General features: G+C 31.8%; 14 protein-coding genes and 5 tRNA genes. 2 read left to right on the top strand and 17 right to left on the bottom strand.

Annotation, left to right across the window (positions count from 1 at the left end; all coding sequences use genetic code 11):
- Position 1: 1 nt before the first annotated feature.
- Together L8W69_RS08015 and L8W69_RS08010 are read right to left on the bottom strand one after the other, a co-directional pair.
- A complete protein-coding gene (locus L8W69_RS08015) occupies positions 2–265 on the bottom strand; it encodes a UxaA family hydrolase (RefSeq protein WP_133319930.1) in 264 nt (87 codons plus the stop codon).
- Entirely contained in the window at positions 262–1,170 is a 909-nt protein-coding gene (locus tag L8W69_RS08010; RefSeq protein ID WP_263666846.1) for a dihydrodipicolinate synthase family protein, read from the bottom strand. Before L8W69_RS08010 ends, L8W69_RS08015 begins: the two co-directional genes overlap by 4 nt.
- 237 nt (positions 1,171–1,407) lie before the next feature.
- Between L8W69_RS08010 and L8W69_RS08005 the strand changes: the two genes are divergently transcribed.
- The gene (locus L8W69_RS08005) at positions 1,408–2,178 is read left to right on the top strand and encodes an IclR family transcriptional regulator (protein WP_220566615.1); all 771 of its coding nucleotides are present in this window, start codon (positions 1,408–1,410) and stop codon (positions 2,176–2,178) included.
- A 20-nt stretch (positions 2,179–2,198) separates the two neighbouring features.
- On the opposite strand, the gene rpoC is transcribed toward L8W69_RS08005, so the two are convergent.
- The 15 genes from rpoC to L8W69_RS07930 form a co-directional block, all read right to left on the bottom strand.
- Positions 2,199–6,752 (bottom strand): DNA-directed RNA polymerase subunit beta', encoded by a 4,554-nt coding sequence (rpoC, locus tag L8W69_RS08000; RefSeq protein ID WP_263659896.1) that lies wholly within the window; start codon positions 6,750–6,752, stop codon positions 2,199–2,201.
- Positions 6,745–10,878: a DNA-directed RNA polymerase subunit beta gene (rpoB, locus tag L8W69_RS07995; RefSeq protein ID WP_220566613.1), complete on the bottom strand. Its 4,134-nt coding sequence runs from the start codon at positions 10,876–10,878 to the stop codon at positions 6,745–6,747. The genes rpoC and rpoB overlap by 8 nt, the downstream gene beginning before the upstream one ends.
- Before the next feature lie 95 nt (positions 10,879–10,973).
- Positions 10,974–11,351, bottom strand: coding sequence for a 50S ribosomal protein L7/L12 (gene rplL, locus L8W69_RS07990; RefSeq protein ID WP_012661184.1), 378 nt, complete (start codon positions 11,349–11,351; stop codon positions 10,974–10,976).
- 20 nt (positions 11,352–11,371) lie between these two features.
- On the bottom strand, positions 11,372–11,851 hold the full coding sequence (rplJ, locus tag L8W69_RS07985; RefSeq protein WP_133319935.1) for a 50S ribosomal protein L10: 480 nt from the start codon (positions 11,849–11,851) through the stop codon (positions 11,372–11,374).
- Between the two features lie 155 nt (positions 11,852–12,006).
- Positions 12,007–12,708 carry a 50S ribosomal protein L1 gene (gene rplA / locus L8W69_RS07980; RefSeq protein ID WP_039617747.1) on the bottom strand — a complete coding sequence of 234 codons (702 nt, stop codon included), beginning with the start codon at positions 12,706–12,708 and terminating at the stop codon, positions 12,007–12,009.
- Between the two features lie 64 nt (positions 12,709–12,772).
- The gene (gene rplK, locus L8W69_RS07975; protein ID WP_012661181.1) at positions 12,773–13,198 is read right to left on the bottom strand and encodes a 50S ribosomal protein L11; all 426 of its coding nucleotides are present in this window, start codon (positions 13,196–13,198) and stop codon (positions 12,773–12,775) included.
- A gap of 27 nt (positions 13,199–13,225) precedes the next feature.
- Positions 13,226–13,759, bottom strand: a complete 534-nt coding sequence (gene nusG, locus L8W69_RS07970; RefSeq protein WP_087684660.1) for a transcription termination/antitermination protein NusG — start codon at positions 13,757–13,759, stop codon at positions 13,226–13,228.
- Position 13,760: 1 nt separating this feature from the next.
- Positions 13,761–13,943 (bottom strand): preprotein translocase subunit SecE, encoded by a 183-nt coding sequence (gene secE / locus L8W69_RS07965; protein WP_263666845.1) that lies wholly within the window; start codon positions 13,941–13,943, stop codon positions 13,761–13,763.
- Positions 13,944–13,959: 16 nt separating this feature from the next.
- Positions 13,960–14,035, bottom strand: a tRNA-Trp gene (locus L8W69_RS07960).
- A 21-nt stretch (positions 14,036–14,056) separates the two neighbouring features.
- Positions 14,057–14,215 (bottom strand): 50S ribosomal protein L33, encoded by a 159-nt coding sequence (rpmG, locus tag L8W69_RS07955; protein ID WP_039617743.1) that lies wholly within the window; start codon positions 14,213–14,215, stop codon positions 14,057–14,059.
- Positions 14,216–14,255: 40 nt separating this feature from the next.
- Positions 14,256–15,455 carry an elongation factor Tu gene (gene tuf, locus L8W69_RS07950; protein WP_039617742.1) on the bottom strand — a complete coding sequence of 400 codons (1,200 nt, stop codon included), beginning with the start codon at positions 15,453–15,455 and terminating at the stop codon, positions 14,256–14,258.
- A 65-nt stretch (positions 15,456–15,520) separates the two neighbouring features.
- Positions 15,521–15,595, bottom strand: a tRNA-Thr gene (locus tag L8W69_RS07945).
- A 104-nt stretch (positions 15,596–15,699) separates the two neighbouring features.
- Positions 15,700–15,776 (bottom strand) — tRNA-Gly (locus L8W69_RS07940).
- A gap of 7 nt (positions 15,777–15,783) precedes the next feature.
- Positions 15,784–15,869 (bottom strand) — tRNA-Tyr (locus tag L8W69_RS07935).
- 46 nt (positions 15,870–15,915) lie between these two features.
- Positions 15,916–15,991: transfer RNA gene (locus L8W69_RS07930), tRNA-Thr, on the bottom strand.
- 92 nt (positions 15,992–16,083) lie between these two features.
- Between L8W69_RS07930 and L8W69_RS07925 the strand changes: the two genes are divergently transcribed.
- A partial coding sequence (locus tag L8W69_RS07925; RefSeq protein WP_263666844.1) for a YaaA family protein occupies positions 16,084–16,674 on the top strand: 591 nt, incomplete at its 3' end.

Here is a 16,674-nt window from a genome sequence, read left to right as displayed (position 1 = left end):
TTTATTCCTTATCCCCACGACCTCTAATACCTGCACTATTGTGAATATGCACCCATTCACCTTTATTAATATCACAACTTGCACTAGCTATAGCTTCTGCATATTTGATGACAACTTCATCTTTTTTTATATCTTTTAGTGCGAATTTATGTCCACTTGCAATATCATCTAAAAGTTCTATATTTTCCACGATTTCACCTTTTTTAAAATCACGCAAAGCAGTAGCGACATTATCTTTTTCATTGACTATAATATAGGCTTTCATAATTTTATACCCGTTTCTTTTTCTATAGTTTTAACAAGTTTTTTAGCTTCATTAAAACGAGTATTTAATTCTTCTTTTGTAGCATGTGATAAAGGATGGATGCTTGTATTTGCAAATTCAAATCCTCTAGCTTTTAAAAGCAAAGCAAATCCCATAGGAAAAGCCATACTCATACCAAATCTTATAGCTTTTAATAAACTTTTTTGAATCAGCAAAGCTCTATCTATATTTTTTTCATTGATTGATTTATAAATTTCACTCATAAGTTCTGGAAAAACACCACCTATACTAGTCATAGAACCCTTGGCCCCTATCAGTAGTGCTCCTGCATAAAATTCTTCTCTTCCTACAAAAACATCAAAATCACCAGGCACTACATCTAATATATGATTTAAAAGTAAAGCATCTCCACTGCTATCTTTTATACCCACAACATTATCAAGCTTTGAAACTCTTTCTATAAATTTCAAACTTAGTGCTGGTGCAAAAAGAGGGATGTTATAAATATACAAAGGAAGCTTCACTTTAGAAGATAAATCTTTAATATATTCAAAAAGTGCATCTTCACTTAATTTATAATAATAAGGCATAGCAAGTAATAAAGCATCAAGCCCTAATTCATATGCTTTTTGTGCCAAAGTAAAAGTATTTTGATAAACTGTTGATGCAATACCTGTAATAGCAGGGAGATTATTTTTTGCAGCTTCTTTTGTAAGTTTCATTATTTTGATTTGCTCTTCTATACCTAAAGCTTGAGAATCTCCTGCACTACCATTACAAAATAATCCATTTAAACCTTTTGAGATACCAAATTCGCAGTATTTAATAAATTCGTTTTCATTAATATTTCCACTCATATCATATGGAGTTAATAAGGCTGGTAAAGTTCCCTTTAATATTCCCATATTTTTCCTTTCATTTTTTGTATATACAAAAATATTTTTATATACAAAAAATATAGCTAAAAATAGAAATTTTTAAAAACATCAAAATGATAAAAAAACAATACAAAAGTCTTATAAAAGTAGTTATAATCAATCATCTAAAGCAAAAACTACTAATAGAAAATATTTTTTATATTATTAAAAATGTTACTAAAAGTAAAAAATATGATAGAATTTATCTATTGAAAAAGGAGTAAAATGACACATCAACCAACATTAAGAGTTTTAAAAATTTTAGAATTATTGGGCAATAATAATCAAAAAAATACACTAAGCTCTATTGCAAAAGATTTAAATATCCCTCCAGGGACACTTTCTCCTATACTTCAAACTTTACAAGCTAAAAATTACATTAAATGTGATAAAAATAAATTTTACACATTAGATTATAAAATTTTAGAAATTAGCCGTTGTATTTCAATAAAAAATAGCGCATTAGAATTAATTAAAAAACATATGAAAAACATCAGAAACTTAACAGGACAAACATGCCAAATGGGAATATTAAAAGAAGGAAATGTATTTTATTTAGAAAAACTTGATTCGGATAATCAAATACAAATCAAGTCTTTTGTCGGTGCTTCATATCCAGCTTACGCTACATCTTTAGGAAAAGCATTACTAGAAAAGAAAACCTATAAAGAGCTTGAAAAAATTTATCCAAATCCTTTTGAGAAAATAACACCAAATACATTAAATAATCTAAAAGAGCTTTACGAAGAATTATCTTCTATCAAAGAAAATAAAATAGCATTAGAAAGTGGAGAAATGAACCCAGAAATTGAGTGCATGGCCATAGGAATTGAATACGATGAAAAAATTATAGCTGCAATTAGTATTTCATATCATATATTTTACTCAAATGCAAATTTTAAAGAAAAAAATCAAAAAATTTTACTAGAAGAAAAATACAAAATAGAACAAGATTTAAAATTATATTTCCCGGAATTAGAAAATATATATCAATAAAAATCCCTAATTAGGGATTTTTATTCTTTTTCTTTTAATTTAAGTTTTTGTTCTTGATATAATCCCGTTCCAACAGGAATCATACGACCTAAGATTACATTTTCTTTTAGATCTTCAAGATAATCAAATTTACCTGCAATACTTGCTTCTGTTAAAACTTTCGTTGTTTCTTGGAAAGAAGCAGCTGAAATCACACTATCACTTCCAATAGCCGCTCTTGTTACCCCAAGTAACACAGGTTCAGCCACAGCAGGCTCACCACCATATCTTAAAATTCTTTCATTTTCTTCTCTGAATTTTCTTCTTGAAACTAAATCACCCACGATGAAGTTAGTATGACCACTATCTACAATTTTAACTTGTCTTAGCATTTGTGATACGATGATTTCAATATGCTTATCAGAAATCACAACACCTTGACCGCGATAAACTTGCTGAATTTCAGAAATAAGATAATAATGTAATGCTTTTTCACCTAAAATTCTAAGTACATCATGGCTTGAAATAACTCCATCGGTTAATTTTTCACCCGCATGGATAAACTCACCATCTCTTACTTGAATACGTTTTGATTTATCTATCAAATACTCTGCACTACTTCCATCTTCTGCTTGAATAATGATTCTTTCTTTTGATCTTAAAGGCTTATCAAATCTAACAACTCCATCAATTTCAGCTACAACAGCAGTATTTTTCGGCTTTCTTGCTTCAAATAATTCAGATACTCTTGGAAGACCCCCGGTAATATCTTTTGATTTAGCTGCTGCCTTTGGTGTTTTAGCTAAAATATCAGCTTGCTTTACCTTATCACCATCATTTACATAAATAACAGTTTTTGGCTCTAATTGATAACGCACTACTTTGTCATTTTCACCTATGATTAACAACGCTGGACGCACTCCACTTGGTAAATACTCATTAATAACAAGCGATCTTTTACCTGTTGCTTCATCAATTTGTTCATCAGCACTATAGCCTGATTCAATATCTTCAAAATTTATAGTACCTGCAACCTCTGCAATTACGGTGTTATTATATGCATCCCATTCAGCAATGATAGTTTTATCTTCTTTGCTTGATTTTGCTATGATAGCTTTAGGATTATCCACAAAAGCACTATCATCAAATTCAATCACGGATTCTCTTGGTATATAATGTCTTTTTGCTTCTCTATCATTTTCATCAGCAATAACAACAAAAACACCTTTTTCTTTAACTACATCACCTTTTTTAAGATTTTTAATCCTATCTAAACCATCGCCTTTGAGCATGTAAAATTTTAATGTGCCTTTTGCACCTGCTATAATATCTTGAGTGATAGGATCACCATCTTTTACTAGCAATTCACTTGCATAAGGAATACGATTTGGTATATTCCAACCTTCTTTGATTACTTCAACAATACTTTCATTTTCAGCTACTTCAACACCATCGCTATATGGAATATATAACTTACCTTCGATATTACCACTTACACCAGCAAGCTCATTAGCTTTTGCTAAATCATATTTTCTTAATATAAATTTAGCTTCATTGTTTTTTGCTTTAACACTAACCACCACATCTTCATACGCATGTTCAATATGGATAGTTCCTTTAAATGGAGCTTTGATTTTTGGCTCAACAAGTAAAATAGCAGCATTGCGATGATTTGCAACGATAGTTTTACCTTGTCTATCTTCATAAGTGTTAAGATTATAAAATCTTACAAAACCTTCTTTGTGTGCTACTACTTGACGATCTTGCAAATCTGTACTAGCAGTACCACCACTATGGAAAGTTCTTAGTGTAAGCTGAGTTCCTGGTTCACCGATTGATTGAGCAGATATAATACCTACAGCTTCACCTGGCTTAACTAATTTGCCCTCACCTAGGTTAATACCATAGCATTTAGAACAAACTCCTTTTTTAGCTTTACAAGTAATAGGAGTTCTAATACTTACACTCTTTACACCACTTTCAACAATTACTCTAGCTTTTTCTTCATCTATTAAAGTACCTTCTGAAAATAAAATTTCATTAGTAATAGAATCAATAATATTTTCAGCTAAAACTCTTCCTAAAATTCTTTCCTCTAAGGTTTCAATCACAACACCATCTGCTGTGATTTCATTAATTTCAACACCCTCATGTGCACCACAATCATCCATTGTAACTTTTACATTTTGTGCCACATCGATAAGCTTTCTTGTTAAATAACCTGCATTTGCTGTTTTTAATGCTGTATCTGCGAGACCTTTTCTAGCACCATGAGTTGAAATAAAATATTCAAGAACATTAAGTCCTTCACGGAAATTTGAAATAATCGGTGTTTCAATGATTGAGCCATCAGGTTTTGCCATAAGACCCCTCATCGCAGCAAGCTGTGAAATTTGAGCTGCTGAACCTCTAGCACCAGAATCTGCCATCATATAAATAGAGTTAAATCCTTCTTTATCTTTTTTAATTAACTCCATCATATCTTTTGACAGGATATTATTAGTACTTTTCCAAATATCGATAATCTTATTATATCTTTCACCCGAAGTAATCAAACCTAAATTATATGAATTTTGAATTTCTCTTACTTGTTTTTTAGCTTCTTCTATGCTTTTTTGCTTTTGATCAGGCACAATAATATCAGCAATTGAAATAGAAATACCTGCTTTTGTTGCATATTCAAAACCAAGATCTTTTAGTTTATCTAAAAAGCTAGCACTTACTTCAAGGCCACCCTCTTTATAAACATAATCAACCAAAGCTGCGATATCTTTTTTCTTCATGACTTTATTCCACATATTTTCAGGAACAAAATCAGGTAAGATAGACTTAATAATCAATCTACCCGCGGTTGTTGTGATTTTTCTTCCATCAACTACACTTCTAATGCTTGCATGAATATCTAAAGATTTTGCTTCTAGAGCAATCATAACCTCTTCAATACCTGTGCAAATTTTATGCTCACCTTTAGCACCATCTTTTTCTAAAGATAGATAATAAATCCCCAAAACCATATCTTGAGAAGGTACAGTTACAGAACGACCACTTGCTGGAAGCAAGATATTCATAGATGAAAGCATTAATACTTTGCACTCAGCTATTGCCTCTTGAGATAAAGGCACATGCACAGCCATTTGGTCCCCGTCAAAGTCAGCATTAAATGCCGCACACACTAATGGATGAAGTTGAATCGCTTTACCCTCTACAAGCACAGGATGAAAAGCTTGGATAGAAAGTTTATGCAAGGTTGGAGCACGGTTAAGCATTACAGGATGACCTTTAACAACCTCTTCTAAGCACTCCCAAACCTCATTAGTTTTGTTTTCTATCATTTTTTTAGCTTGTTTTACGGTAGTTGCATAACCTTTTTCTTCAAGCTTAGCTAACAAATGTGGTTTAAATAATTCTAAAGCCATTTTTTTAGGTAAACCGCATTGATCCATTCTAAGTTTTGGTCCAACAACAATAACACTACGACCTGAGAAATCCACCCTTTTACCAAGTAGATTTTGTCTAAAACGACCTTGTTTACCTTTGATAATTTCACTTAAAGATTTCAATGGGCGCTTATTTGCACCTTTAACTGCATTTGCTCTTCTGCCATTATCAAACAAAGCATCAACTGCTTCTTGTAGCATTCTTTTTTCATTTCTAATGATAATTTCAGGTGCATCAAGCTCCATAAGTCTTTTTAAACGCGTATTTCTATTGATAACCCTTCTATATAAATCATTCACATCAGAAACTGCAAATTTTCCACCATCTAAAGCTACCAAAGGTCTTAAATCAGGTGGTAATACAGGTAAATTTGTGATCATCATCCACTCGGGACGATTTGGTACTACTTCATCAATATTTGTATTGCTATTTAAATTACTGTTTAAGAAATTTTCTACCACTTTTAAGCGTTTGATGATAGTTTTTTTCTTTGCTTCTGAATTAGTTGCTGCAATATCTTCTTTTAATTTATTTAAAAGCTCGACAAGATCTAAATTTGCTAGTAAATCTCTAACAACTTCACCACCCATTCTAGCTTTAAATCCACTACTTTCATAGCGTTGCATTAAATTTAAATACTGCTCTTCATTTAACACATCACAAAATTCAACTTTTTTAGTATTTTCATTATCATAGTACGCATCACCTGGATTTTCTACTATATATGCTTCATAATATAATACACGTTCTAAGTCTTTCATCTTTACGCCGAGTAAAGTACCGATACGACTTGGTAAAGAGTTCACATACCATATATGTGCTACTGGGGTAACTAGCTCAATATGCCCCATTCTTGAACGACGCACTTTAGAACTAGTAACTTCAACACCACATTTTTCACACTTAATGCCCTTAAAACGCATTTTTTTATACTTACCACAAAGACACTCATAATCTCTTACTGGTCCAAAAATTTTAGCACAAAAAAGCCCATCTCTTTCAGGCTTTAAAGTTCTATAATTAATTGTTTCTGGTTTTTTTACTTCCCCATAAGACCATGATTTGATTTTTTCAGGACTTGCAAGTCTTAATTGAAAAGCTTCAAAGTCTCTAGGTCTGCCATCTTCTTTTATTTCGATAGGTTTAAATTTACTCATTATTCTCATCCTTATCAAAAATCTCAACATCTAAAGCAAGAGATTTTAATTCATTTGTAAGTACAAAGAATGTCTCTGGAATACCTGTTGCTGGAACATTCTCGCCTTTTGTTAAAGCTTTATAAGCACTAAATCTACCCTCAACATCATCAGATTTTATGGTTAACATTTCTCTTAGAGTATGAGCTGCTCCATAAGCTTCAAGAGCCCAAACCTCCATCTCACCAAATCTTTGCCCACCAAATAATGCTTTACCGCCAACTGGTTGTTGTGTTACTAAGCTATAAGGTCCAGTGCTTCTTGCGTGAACTTTTTCATCTACTAAATGGTGTAATTTAAGCATATACATACATCCAACATGCACACGCTCTGCCATTTTTTCACCAGTTCTTCCATCATAAAGTTCGCTTTTTCCATCCATAGCTATTTTAGCCATTTCAAAAAGCTTACCAAATTCTTCAACCGTTACACCTTCAAATACAGGAGTAGCAAATTTTACCCCTTTAGCCCAATCTCTAGCATAAGAAATAAGTTGCTCATCATTTAAAGTTTGTACAAATTTCTTTTCTAGCTCAAGTCTAGATACACTACAAATTTCAAGAATTTTTTCGCGTAATTCTTTTACAAAATCTTTTTGTTTTCTATCAAAAATTTCTTGAATTTGATCACCTAGTCTCATACCAACAATCCCTAAGTGACTTTCAAGAATTTGTCCTATATTCATACGACTTGGAACCCCTAGAGGATTTAAAGCTATATCAATAGGTCTTCCATCAGGTAAATAAGGCATATCAACTTCTGGAACGATATTAGATACAATACCTTTATTTCCATGGCGTCCCGCCATTTTATCCCCAACTTTTAATTTTCTCTTAGTCGCAATATATACTTTAACAAGTTTTACCACTCCACTTGGTAAAATATCATCTTTTTCTAAAATTTCTAATTTTTCATCATGCTCTGTTTTAAGCTTTTTCTTCTCGTTTTGGAAGTGATTTTTTAAATCATCATATTCCTTTTGCACTTCTTTAGAATAAGCTTTAACTAAAGAATTTAATGCAAAACGATTAATTTTTTCCAACTCGGTAATTTCTACCTTGGAACCTTTTTTATATTTAACACCATTTATTTCTTCGTCTGAATTTAAAGGTGATTTAGAAAGCAAAGAACATACTCTTAAAGTTTCTTCTCTGTCCATCATCAAAAGTCTATCGTGATGTTCTTTTTCAAGATTTAATTTTTCATCATCATAGGCTTTTACAGCACGAGCATCTTTTTCATAACCTTTTTTAGTAAATATTTTTACATCTACAACAACACCTTCCAATGAAGCAGTTGCATATAAAGATTTATTTACAACATGTCCTGCTTTTTCACCAAAAATAGCTCTTAGTAATCTTTCTTCAGGCGTAGGTTTTACCTCACCTTTAGGTGAAACTTTACCTACCAAAATCATACCAGGCTTTATATGAGTTCCTATTTTTGCAATACCACTCTCATCAAGATGTGCTAAATCTTCCTCTTTAACATTTGGAATATCTTTTGTAATCTCTTCAACGCCATCTTTAAGTTCTCTAGCCTCTACTTCTTTTTCATAAATATGAACACTAGTGAAAGTATCTTCGCGTAAAATTTTCTCACTAATTACAATAGCATCTTCATAATTATATCCATGCCATGGCATAAATGCGATCAAAGCATTTTTACCAATAGCAAGCTCTCCTTGGTCCATACTTGGACCATCTGCAATAATTTGACCTGCTTGAATAAATTCGCCTTTTTTCACAATCGGGTGTTGAATAAAAGTTGTATTTTGGTTAGTTCTTAGATTTTTTTCCATTTTATAATGATCAATAAATGGTCCATTTTCATCTTCGCCCAAAATAAAAATATTTTTATTATCAACTTTTTCTACAATACCTGCTCTTTTAGCTTTAATAGCTTCCCAAGCATCACGCGCAATGATTTTTTCCATACCAGTACCTACTATAGGTGCTTGCGCGGTTAGTAAAGGCACTGCTTGACGCTGCATGTTTGAACCCATCAAGGCTCTGTTTGCATCATCATGCTCCAAAAATGGAATCAAAGAAGCTGCAACCCCTACTATCATACCTGAACAAAGGTCAATCAAATGCACTTCTTCTCTTCTTGCTAAGATTGTTTCACCATCTTGTCTTGCTTCAACAAATTCTTCAACAATATTACCTTTTTCATCAATTTTAGTTGAAGCAGCTGCAATCACTAAACCTTCTTCTTGAGTAGCGGTTAAATAAACAATTTCATTGCTTACTTTTCCATTTTCTACTTTCTTATAAGGTGCTTCAACAAAACCTAGATCATTTACTTTAGCATAAGTTGAAAGCGTATTAATCAAACCGATATTTTGACCTTCTGGAGTTTCAACAGGACAAATTCTTCCATAATGCGTTGCATGGACATCACGCACTTCAAAACCCGCTCTTTCTTTTACTAAACCACCCTCGCCAAGCGCAGATAAACGACGCTTGTGAGTTACCTCGCTTAATGGATTTGTTTGATCCATAAATTGAGATAATTGACCACCGGTAAAAAATTCCATAATTGTCACAGTAATTGTTTTAGGATTGATCAAGTCATAAGGCATTACTTTATCAATATCTGCATTTAATGCGGTAAATTTATCTCTGATTGATTTTTGCATTTTAGCAAGACCCACATGAAGTTCATTAGCTAAAAGCTCTCCAATCGATCTAATACGACGATTACCTAAATGATCTCTATCATCAATATGGCCTCTACCATTTTTTACTTTAATTAAATATTTTGCAGTTTTTACTATATCTTCATTTGTTAAAACTGTAACATATTCAGGTGTATCTAATCCTAGTTTATGATTCATTTTCATACGACCAACTTTTGTTAGATCATATCTTTCAGGATTAAAAAATAAATCATTTACAAAAGCTTTTGCAGCATCTTTTACTACAGGCTCGCCTGGTCTCATTACTTTATAAATTCTAATAGCTGCTAAATCATTTTCATCTTCTATATTTTCAGTTTGTTTTAATAATTTTAAAGTCTCATTATCTTGAATGAAAGAATTAATAATAGCAGCATCAACTCCATTTGCTAAGTCATTTGCAATATCAAATTGTTTTTCTTCTTTAATTTTAGCTAATTTTCCCTCATCTAATAGCGTTAAAGAATCAAATAAAACCTCACCGGTTTCTTTATTAATAATAGGGTTAGCTAAATATCTATTTGTTAAAATTTCAATTGGATATTCAACCCATTTAACACCGTCTTTTATAAGTTGCTCAGCTTTTTTCTTTGTCATTCTTTTACCGGCTTGATGTACAACATTGCCTTTTTCATCTTTTAAGTCATATTCGACTCTATCTAAAAAGTCATTTGGATTAAATTCAGTTAAAAATTTATCTTTTTTAACATGAATAGTTTGTATAGGGTAAAATAATTTTATAATATCTTGCTTTTTATAACCAAGTGCTCTAAATAAAATAGTAATAGGCACTTTCCTTCTTTTATTAATACGCACATAAAGCACATCTTTTGCATCATACTCAAAATAAAGCCAAGAACCACGATCTGGTATAATTTGAGCTGTATATACTAACTTATTTGCAACAGTAGAACTTTCTTCTTCTTTAAAAATAACACCTGGACTTCTATGAAGTTGATTTACAACAACTCTTTCAACCCCATTAATTATAAAAGAAATTCTATCTGTCATTAAAGGAATTTCTCTAATATAAATTTCTTGTTCTTTGATATCTTTTATACCGATTTTTTCACCCGTTTTTTCATCTTTTTCATGTAAAGTTAAACGGATTTTCATTTTCAAATTTACAGAATAAGTTAAACCTCTTTCCATGCACTCTCTAATGGTGTATTTAGGTTTACCTACTTCACTACTTACATATTCTAAACTTAATCTATTTTGCGGATCATGGATTGGAAAGATAGATTTGAAAACTTTTTCAATTCCACTTTCTGAATTTTTTGCATCTAAATTTAAAAAATAATCAAAACTCTTTTTTTGTAATTGTAATAAATTTGGAATGTCTATTTGTTGTGGAACATTCGAGAAGTCTATTCTTAAACGATTTCCTGATTGTGAATTTAACATATTATTATACCCCATGGTAAAAGTATTAAAAGAAAGAATCCTTATTAAAGGAAAACAAGAAAGGATATAAAATCCTTTCTTTTAAAAATAAAAAATTATTTAAGTTCAACCTTAGCGCCAGCTTCTTCAAGTTGTTTTTTAGCTTCTTCAGCTTCAGCTTTACTAACACCTTCTTTAAGAACTGATGGAGTTTGCTCAACTGCATCTTTTGCTTCTTTTAATCCAAGACCAGTTAAAGCACGAACAACTTTAATTACATTAATTTTTTTATCGCCACCATCTTGTAATACAATATCAAATTCAGTTTTTTCTTCAGCAGCACCGCCAGCAGCACCCGCAACAGCAGCACCCGCAACCATAACTGGAGCAGCAGAAACACCAAATTTTTCTTCAAATTCTTTTACTAATTCTGAAAGCTCAAGAACACTTAGGTTAGAAATAAATTCTAATACATCTTCTTTAGTAATTGCCATTTTTTATCCTTTTTATAATTTTATTCAGCTTCTTTTTTTTCTTTTAATGCATTTAATCCAATTGTAAAATTGGTGATTGGTGCATTCCAAACTTGCAAAAGCATAGCAAGTAGTTCATTGCGAGAAGGCATTTTAGCTAAAGCTTTAACTTTATCTACAGAAGCAACTTCACCTTCGATAAATGCAGTTTTGATCTCAAATGCTTGATTAGCTTCGCTAAATTTATCAGCAACTTTTGAAACATTTAATTGGTCTTCACCCCAAAGATAAATATTAGTATCTTTAAGTTCCATTCCATCTTTGCCGGCATTTTTAAGAGCAATACTTGCTAAAGTATTTTTAATAATTTGAACTTTAACATCCATTTCTCTCGCATTATTTCTTAACTCTTCAAGTTTTTTAGTATTTAAACCCTTATAGTTACACACTACAACAGCCTCACTAACTTTAAAACCTTCTTCAAGTTTAGAAACAAGTTCAACTTTTTGGCTTTTAGTCATCTTTACTCCTTTCCGACCGGTGATTTCAAGCAGAGCAGAAAAATCTAATTAAGTCCTAAGACCTCGGCTATCTCCAATCTAAGATAAAAATTAGATAAAATAAAAGTTATTATCTTATCTAATTTTTATTAATGAGAGTAAAACTCTCATTAATTTTATTTTGTATCAAGTAATTCTTGAGTATCAAGAGAAAGAGAAGGACTCATAGTTAAAGAAAGACTAGCATTTTTAATATATCTTCCTTTTGCAGCAGCTGGCTTGTGTTTATTAATAGCTTTTACAAATGCTGTCATATTTTCTTTTAATTGTTCTTGAGTAAAGCTAACTTTACCTAAACCTGCATGGATATTTCCTTGCTTATCAACACGGAAGTTAACTTGACCATTTTTAGCATTATTCACAGCTTGTGCAACATCCATTGTCACAGTACCTGTCTTAGGATTTGGCATTAAACCTTTAGGTCCTAAAATACGACCTACTTTACCAACTAAACCCATCAAATTTGGAGTAGCAATTAAAACATCAAAATTCATATTTCCTTTTTGAATTTCTTCTACTAAATCATCACTACCAACTATATCAGCACCTGCATTTTTTGCCTCATCAGCTTTTGCATCTTTTGCTATAACAGCAACACGCACTTTTTTACCTGTACCACAAGGTAAAACTACACTACCTCTTACCATCTGATCTGCATGTCTTGGATCAACATTTAATTTTAAAGCAATTTCAACTGTTTCATCAAATTTAGCAGATGCAAGAGTTTTAACTGTGCTTATTGCTTCATCCATTAAGTAATTTTTATTTGAATCTATTTTTTTTAATAATTCTGTAAATCTTTTAGTATTTTTTGACATTAATTTTTCTCCGCATTTTATATAAAGTGCTACCGCCTTTTTAAACTCTTGGCGGTAAAGAGTATTAATCTACGATTTCAACACCCATAGAACGAGCAGAACCCATAATAATCTTAGCAGCTTGCTCTCTATCTTTTGTGTTCATATCAGCTATTTTTTTATCAACAATTTCTAAAACTTGTGCTTTAGTTAATTTACCTACTTTATTTTTTAAAGGATTATCCGCACCTTTAGAAATACCTGCAGCTTTTTTGATTAAATCAGTAGCTGGTGGTTGTTTTGTGATAAATGTAAAGCTTTTATCTGCATAAACAGTAATAACAACTGGAATATTAAAGCCAGCCATATCTTTTGTTCTTTCATTAAATGCCTTACAAAATTCCATAATATTAACACCTTGTTGACCCAAAGCAGGACCAACTGGAGGTGATGGATTAGCCTTAGTAGCAGCTATTTGTAATTTTATTTCTCCTACGACTTTTTTAGCCATAACCTTACTCCTTTACTTGCTATATTATCAAACTATTTTTTCAACTTGAGAGTATAAGATCTCTACTGGAGTTGATCTGCCAAATATTGAAACATTTAGCTTTAAAACTCCTCTAACCATATCATATTCTTCTACAATACCAACAAAGTTTGCAAAAGGACCTTCGGTTATTCTTACACTTTCTTCTTTATCAAATGAAATTTTAGGTTTAGGTGCTGCTTTATTTTTCACCTTTTCTAAAATAAGATTGATATCTTTCTCACTCAATGGGGTTGGTTTTTTACTTTCCCCTATAAAACGACCAACTTTTGGCAAAGATTGAATTTTATGCCAAAGTTCTGTTGATAAGTCAATATTGGCAAATACATAGCCTGAATACAAACTTCTTTCGCTTATTTTTTCTTTACCATTTTTAAATTCAATCACATCTTCAGTTGGAACAATTACTTCTAGCAATTGCTCTTGAATTCCATGATCTCTAACTAAATTTTCTATGGCTCTTTTTACGGCCATTTCACTACCTGCATAAGTTTGAATTGCATACCATTTATGATTCATTATTTTATCCTATAATCTTAGATAATGAAAATGACATAATCAAGTCAACCAATGCTAAAAATAATGAAACAACAATAACAACTACAAAAACAGTAATATAAGCATTTCTAACTTGCTCTTTCAAAGGCCAAATAACTTTTGATAATTCAGCTTTTGACAATTTAAAATAAGTTATTAGTTTTTCCATATTTAACCTTATTTTGTGGCAGGGCAAGAGGGATTCGAACCCCCAACCATCGGATTTGGAATCCGGCGCTCTACCGTTGGAGCTATTGCCCTAAGGGCTTTTATATAAAAGCCTTAACTTTTTAATTTAACTTCTTTATGAACTGTATGTTTTTTTAATCTTGGGCAATATTTTTTTAATTCTAATTTTTCAGTTGTATTTTTACTATTTTTAAAAGTACTGTAATTAATATCACCGCACTCTTCACATTTCAAGCCAACTTTAATTCTCATTTTTATTCCTTAAAAAAGCGAGATAAAATCTCGCTTATGATTATTTAATAATTTTAGATACAACACCTGAACCAACAGTACGGCCACCTTCACGGATAGCAAAACGAGTACCTTCTTCAAGTGCAACTGGTGCAATAAGACTTACAGTAATTCTAACATTTTCACCTGGCATAACCATTTCAACGCCTTCTGCAAGTTGGATAGAACCAGTAACATCAGTTGTTCTTACATAGAACTGTGGTCTATAGTTATTAAAGAATGGAGTATGACGACCACCTTCATCTTTATTTAAAATATAAACTTCTGCTTCAAAGTCAGTATGTGGAGTAATTGATTTTGGCTTAGCAAGAACCATACCACGAAGAACATCTTCTTTTTTAGTACCACGTAGAAGAACACCTACGTTATCACCTGCTTCACCTTGATCCATTTCTTTTCTAAACATTTCAACACCAGTTACTGTAGTGCTTTGTGTTTCTCTAATACCAACGATTTCAATAGTATCACCAACTTTAACAACACCTTTTTCAATTCTACCAGTAACAACTGTACCACGACCTGAAATTGAGAATACGTCTTCGATTGGCATTAAGAAATCTTTATCTGTATCACGAGCTGGAGTTGGAATATACTCATCAACTGCTGCCATAAGATCTAGGATTTTTTTAGACCATTCACCATCTTGTCCGGCTTTTGCTTCTTCAAGAGCTTGTAAAGCAGAACCTGAAATAATTGGAGTATCATCTCCTGGGAAGTCATAAGAACTTAATAGTTCTCTAATTTCCATTTCAACTAATTCTAATAATTCAGCATCATCAACCATATCAGCTTTATTCATGAAAACAACGATATATGGTACACCTACTTGGCGAGAAAGTAAGATGTGTTCTCTAGTTTGTGGCATTGGACCATCTGCAGCAGAAACAACAAGAATAGCACCGTCCATTTGAGCAGCACCAGTAATCATATTTTTAACATAGTCAGCGTGACCTGGGCAGTCTACGTGAGCATAGTGACGATTTTCTGTTTCATACTCAATGTGAGAAGTTGCAATAGTAATACCACGCTCTTTTTCTTCAGGAGCATTGTCGATATTATCATAATCTTTAAGCTCAGCCAAACCTCTTCTTGAAAGAACAGCAGAGATAGCAGCTGTTAAAGTAGTTTTACCGTGGTCAACGTGACCAATAGTACCAATATTTACGTGAGGCTTATTACGTGAAAATTTTTCTTTAGCCATCTTTTTCCTCCATATAAAATTTACAAACAAATACTAATTTATGTTTTATAATCTTTTGAAATCAATGGAGCTCATAGCGGGACTTGAACCCGCGACCTCTCCCTTACCAAGGGAGTGCTCTACCTCTGAGCCATACGAGCGCTCAGAAAAATTAAAAACATAAATTATAAAATTTTGGAAATTGAAACTGCTAGAAATTCTTAATTTAAAAACAGCTCCCAGTTTCACTCTACCAAAATTAGGTTGGAGCGGGAAACGGGACTCGAACCCGCGACCCTCAGCTTGGAAGGCTGATGCTCTAGCCAACTGAGCTACTCCCGCAAAGCAATGGTGGTGAGTCGTGGATTCGAACCACGGAAGGCGAAAGCCAGCAGATTTACAGTCTGCCCTCGTTGGCCACTTGAGTAACTCACCATGATAAAAATGCTTTTTATTTCTGGTCAAACACTGCTATCAACAATGGAGCTGGTTAAGGGACTTGAACCCCCGACCTGCTGCTTACAAGGCAGCTGCTCTACCAACTGAGCTAAACCAGCAAAAAATAAAGTTGAATTATAATGTAATTTTAAATTAATGTCAAGTGTTTTAAATAATTTTATATAATTTTTAAAAAAATAAAGGATTGATTATGAAAATTTTATTTTCACCTAGCGAAAGCAAAAATAAAATAAATACGCAAGGTTATATAAATAAAAACTCTTTTGTTTTTAGTAATTTATATAGTAAAAGACTTGACGTACTTACAAAATATAAAAATCATATAAAACAATGCAATGAAGTTGAACTTGAAAAATTTTTTGGTATAAAAGATGCAAGTGAAATAGAAGAATTAACTCATGATATTTTAACAAAAGAAACAAACAAAGCTATTCAAAGATATAATGGAGTTGCTTTTGATTATTTAGACTATGAAAATTTAAGTGAGATTTCAAGAGAATACATAGATGAGAATGTTTTGATATTTTCTAATCTTTTTGGTCCTATTTTAGCAAAAGATTTAATACCTTATTATAAATTAAAGCAAGGAGAGAAAATCAAGAACTTTAATATAGAAAAATTTTATAAAGATAATTTTTCTGATGAAATTGATAAATTTTTAGAAAATGAATTGATAATTGATCTTAGAGCTAAATTTTATGAAAAATTTTATACTATTAAAAGGCCTTTTTTAACTTTCACTTTTTTAAAAAATTCCAAAACATTAAGTCATTTTGCAAAG

Source organism: Campylobacter sp. CNRCH_2016_3089, assembly GCF_025772505.1.
GTDB lineage: Bacteria > Campylobacterota > Campylobacteria > Campylobacterales > Campylobacteraceae > Campylobacter_D > Campylobacter_D lari_D.
This window is presented reverse-complemented; position numbering and strand designations above follow the sequence as displayed.

Excerpts from the sequence above, each read along its gene's own strand:
- L8W69_RS08015 (WP_133319930.1), bottom strand. The coding sequence starts at position 265 with ATGAAAGCCTATATTATAGTCAATGAAAAAGATAATGTCGCTACTGCT.
- L8W69_RS08010 (WP_263666846.1), bottom strand. The coding sequence starts at position 1,170 with ATGGGAATATTAAAGGGAACTTTACCAGCCTTATTAACTCCATATGAT.
- L8W69_RS08005 (WP_220566615.1), top strand. The coding sequence starts at position 1,408 with ATGACACATCAACCAACATTAAGAGTTTTAAAAATTTTAGAATTATTG.
- rpoC (WP_263659896.1), bottom strand. The coding sequence starts at position 6,752 with ATGAGTAAATTTAAACCTATCGAAATAAAAGAAGATGGCAGACCTAGA.
- rpoB (WP_220566613.1), bottom strand. The coding sequence starts at position 10,878 with ATGTTAAATTCACAATCAGGAAATCGTTTAAGAATAGACTTCTCGAAT.
- rplL (WP_012661184.1), bottom strand. The coding sequence starts at position 11,351 with ATGGCAATTACTAAAGAAGATGTATTAGAATTTATTTCTAACCTAAGT.
- rplJ (WP_133319935.1), bottom strand. The coding sequence starts at position 11,851 with ATGACTAAAAGCCAAAAAGTTGAACTTGTTTCTAAACTTGAAGAAGGT.
- rplA (WP_039617747.1), bottom strand. The coding sequence starts at position 12,708 with ATGTCAAAAAATACTAAAAGATTTACAGAATTATTAAAAAAAATAGAT.
- rplK (WP_012661181.1), bottom strand. The coding sequence starts at position 13,198 with ATGGCTAAAAAAGTCGTAGGAGAAATAAAATTACAAATAGCTGCTACT.
- secE (WP_263666845.1), bottom strand. The coding sequence starts at position 13,943 with ATGGAAAAACTAATAACTTATTTTAAATTGTCAAAAGCTGAATTATCA.
- rpmG (WP_039617743.1), bottom strand. The coding sequence starts at position 14,215 with ATGAGAATTAAAGTTGGCTTGAAATGTGAAGAGTGCGGTGATATTAAT.
- tuf (WP_039617742.1), bottom strand. The coding sequence starts at position 15,455 with ATGGCTAAAGAAAAATTTTCACGTAATAAGCCTCACGTAAATATTGGT.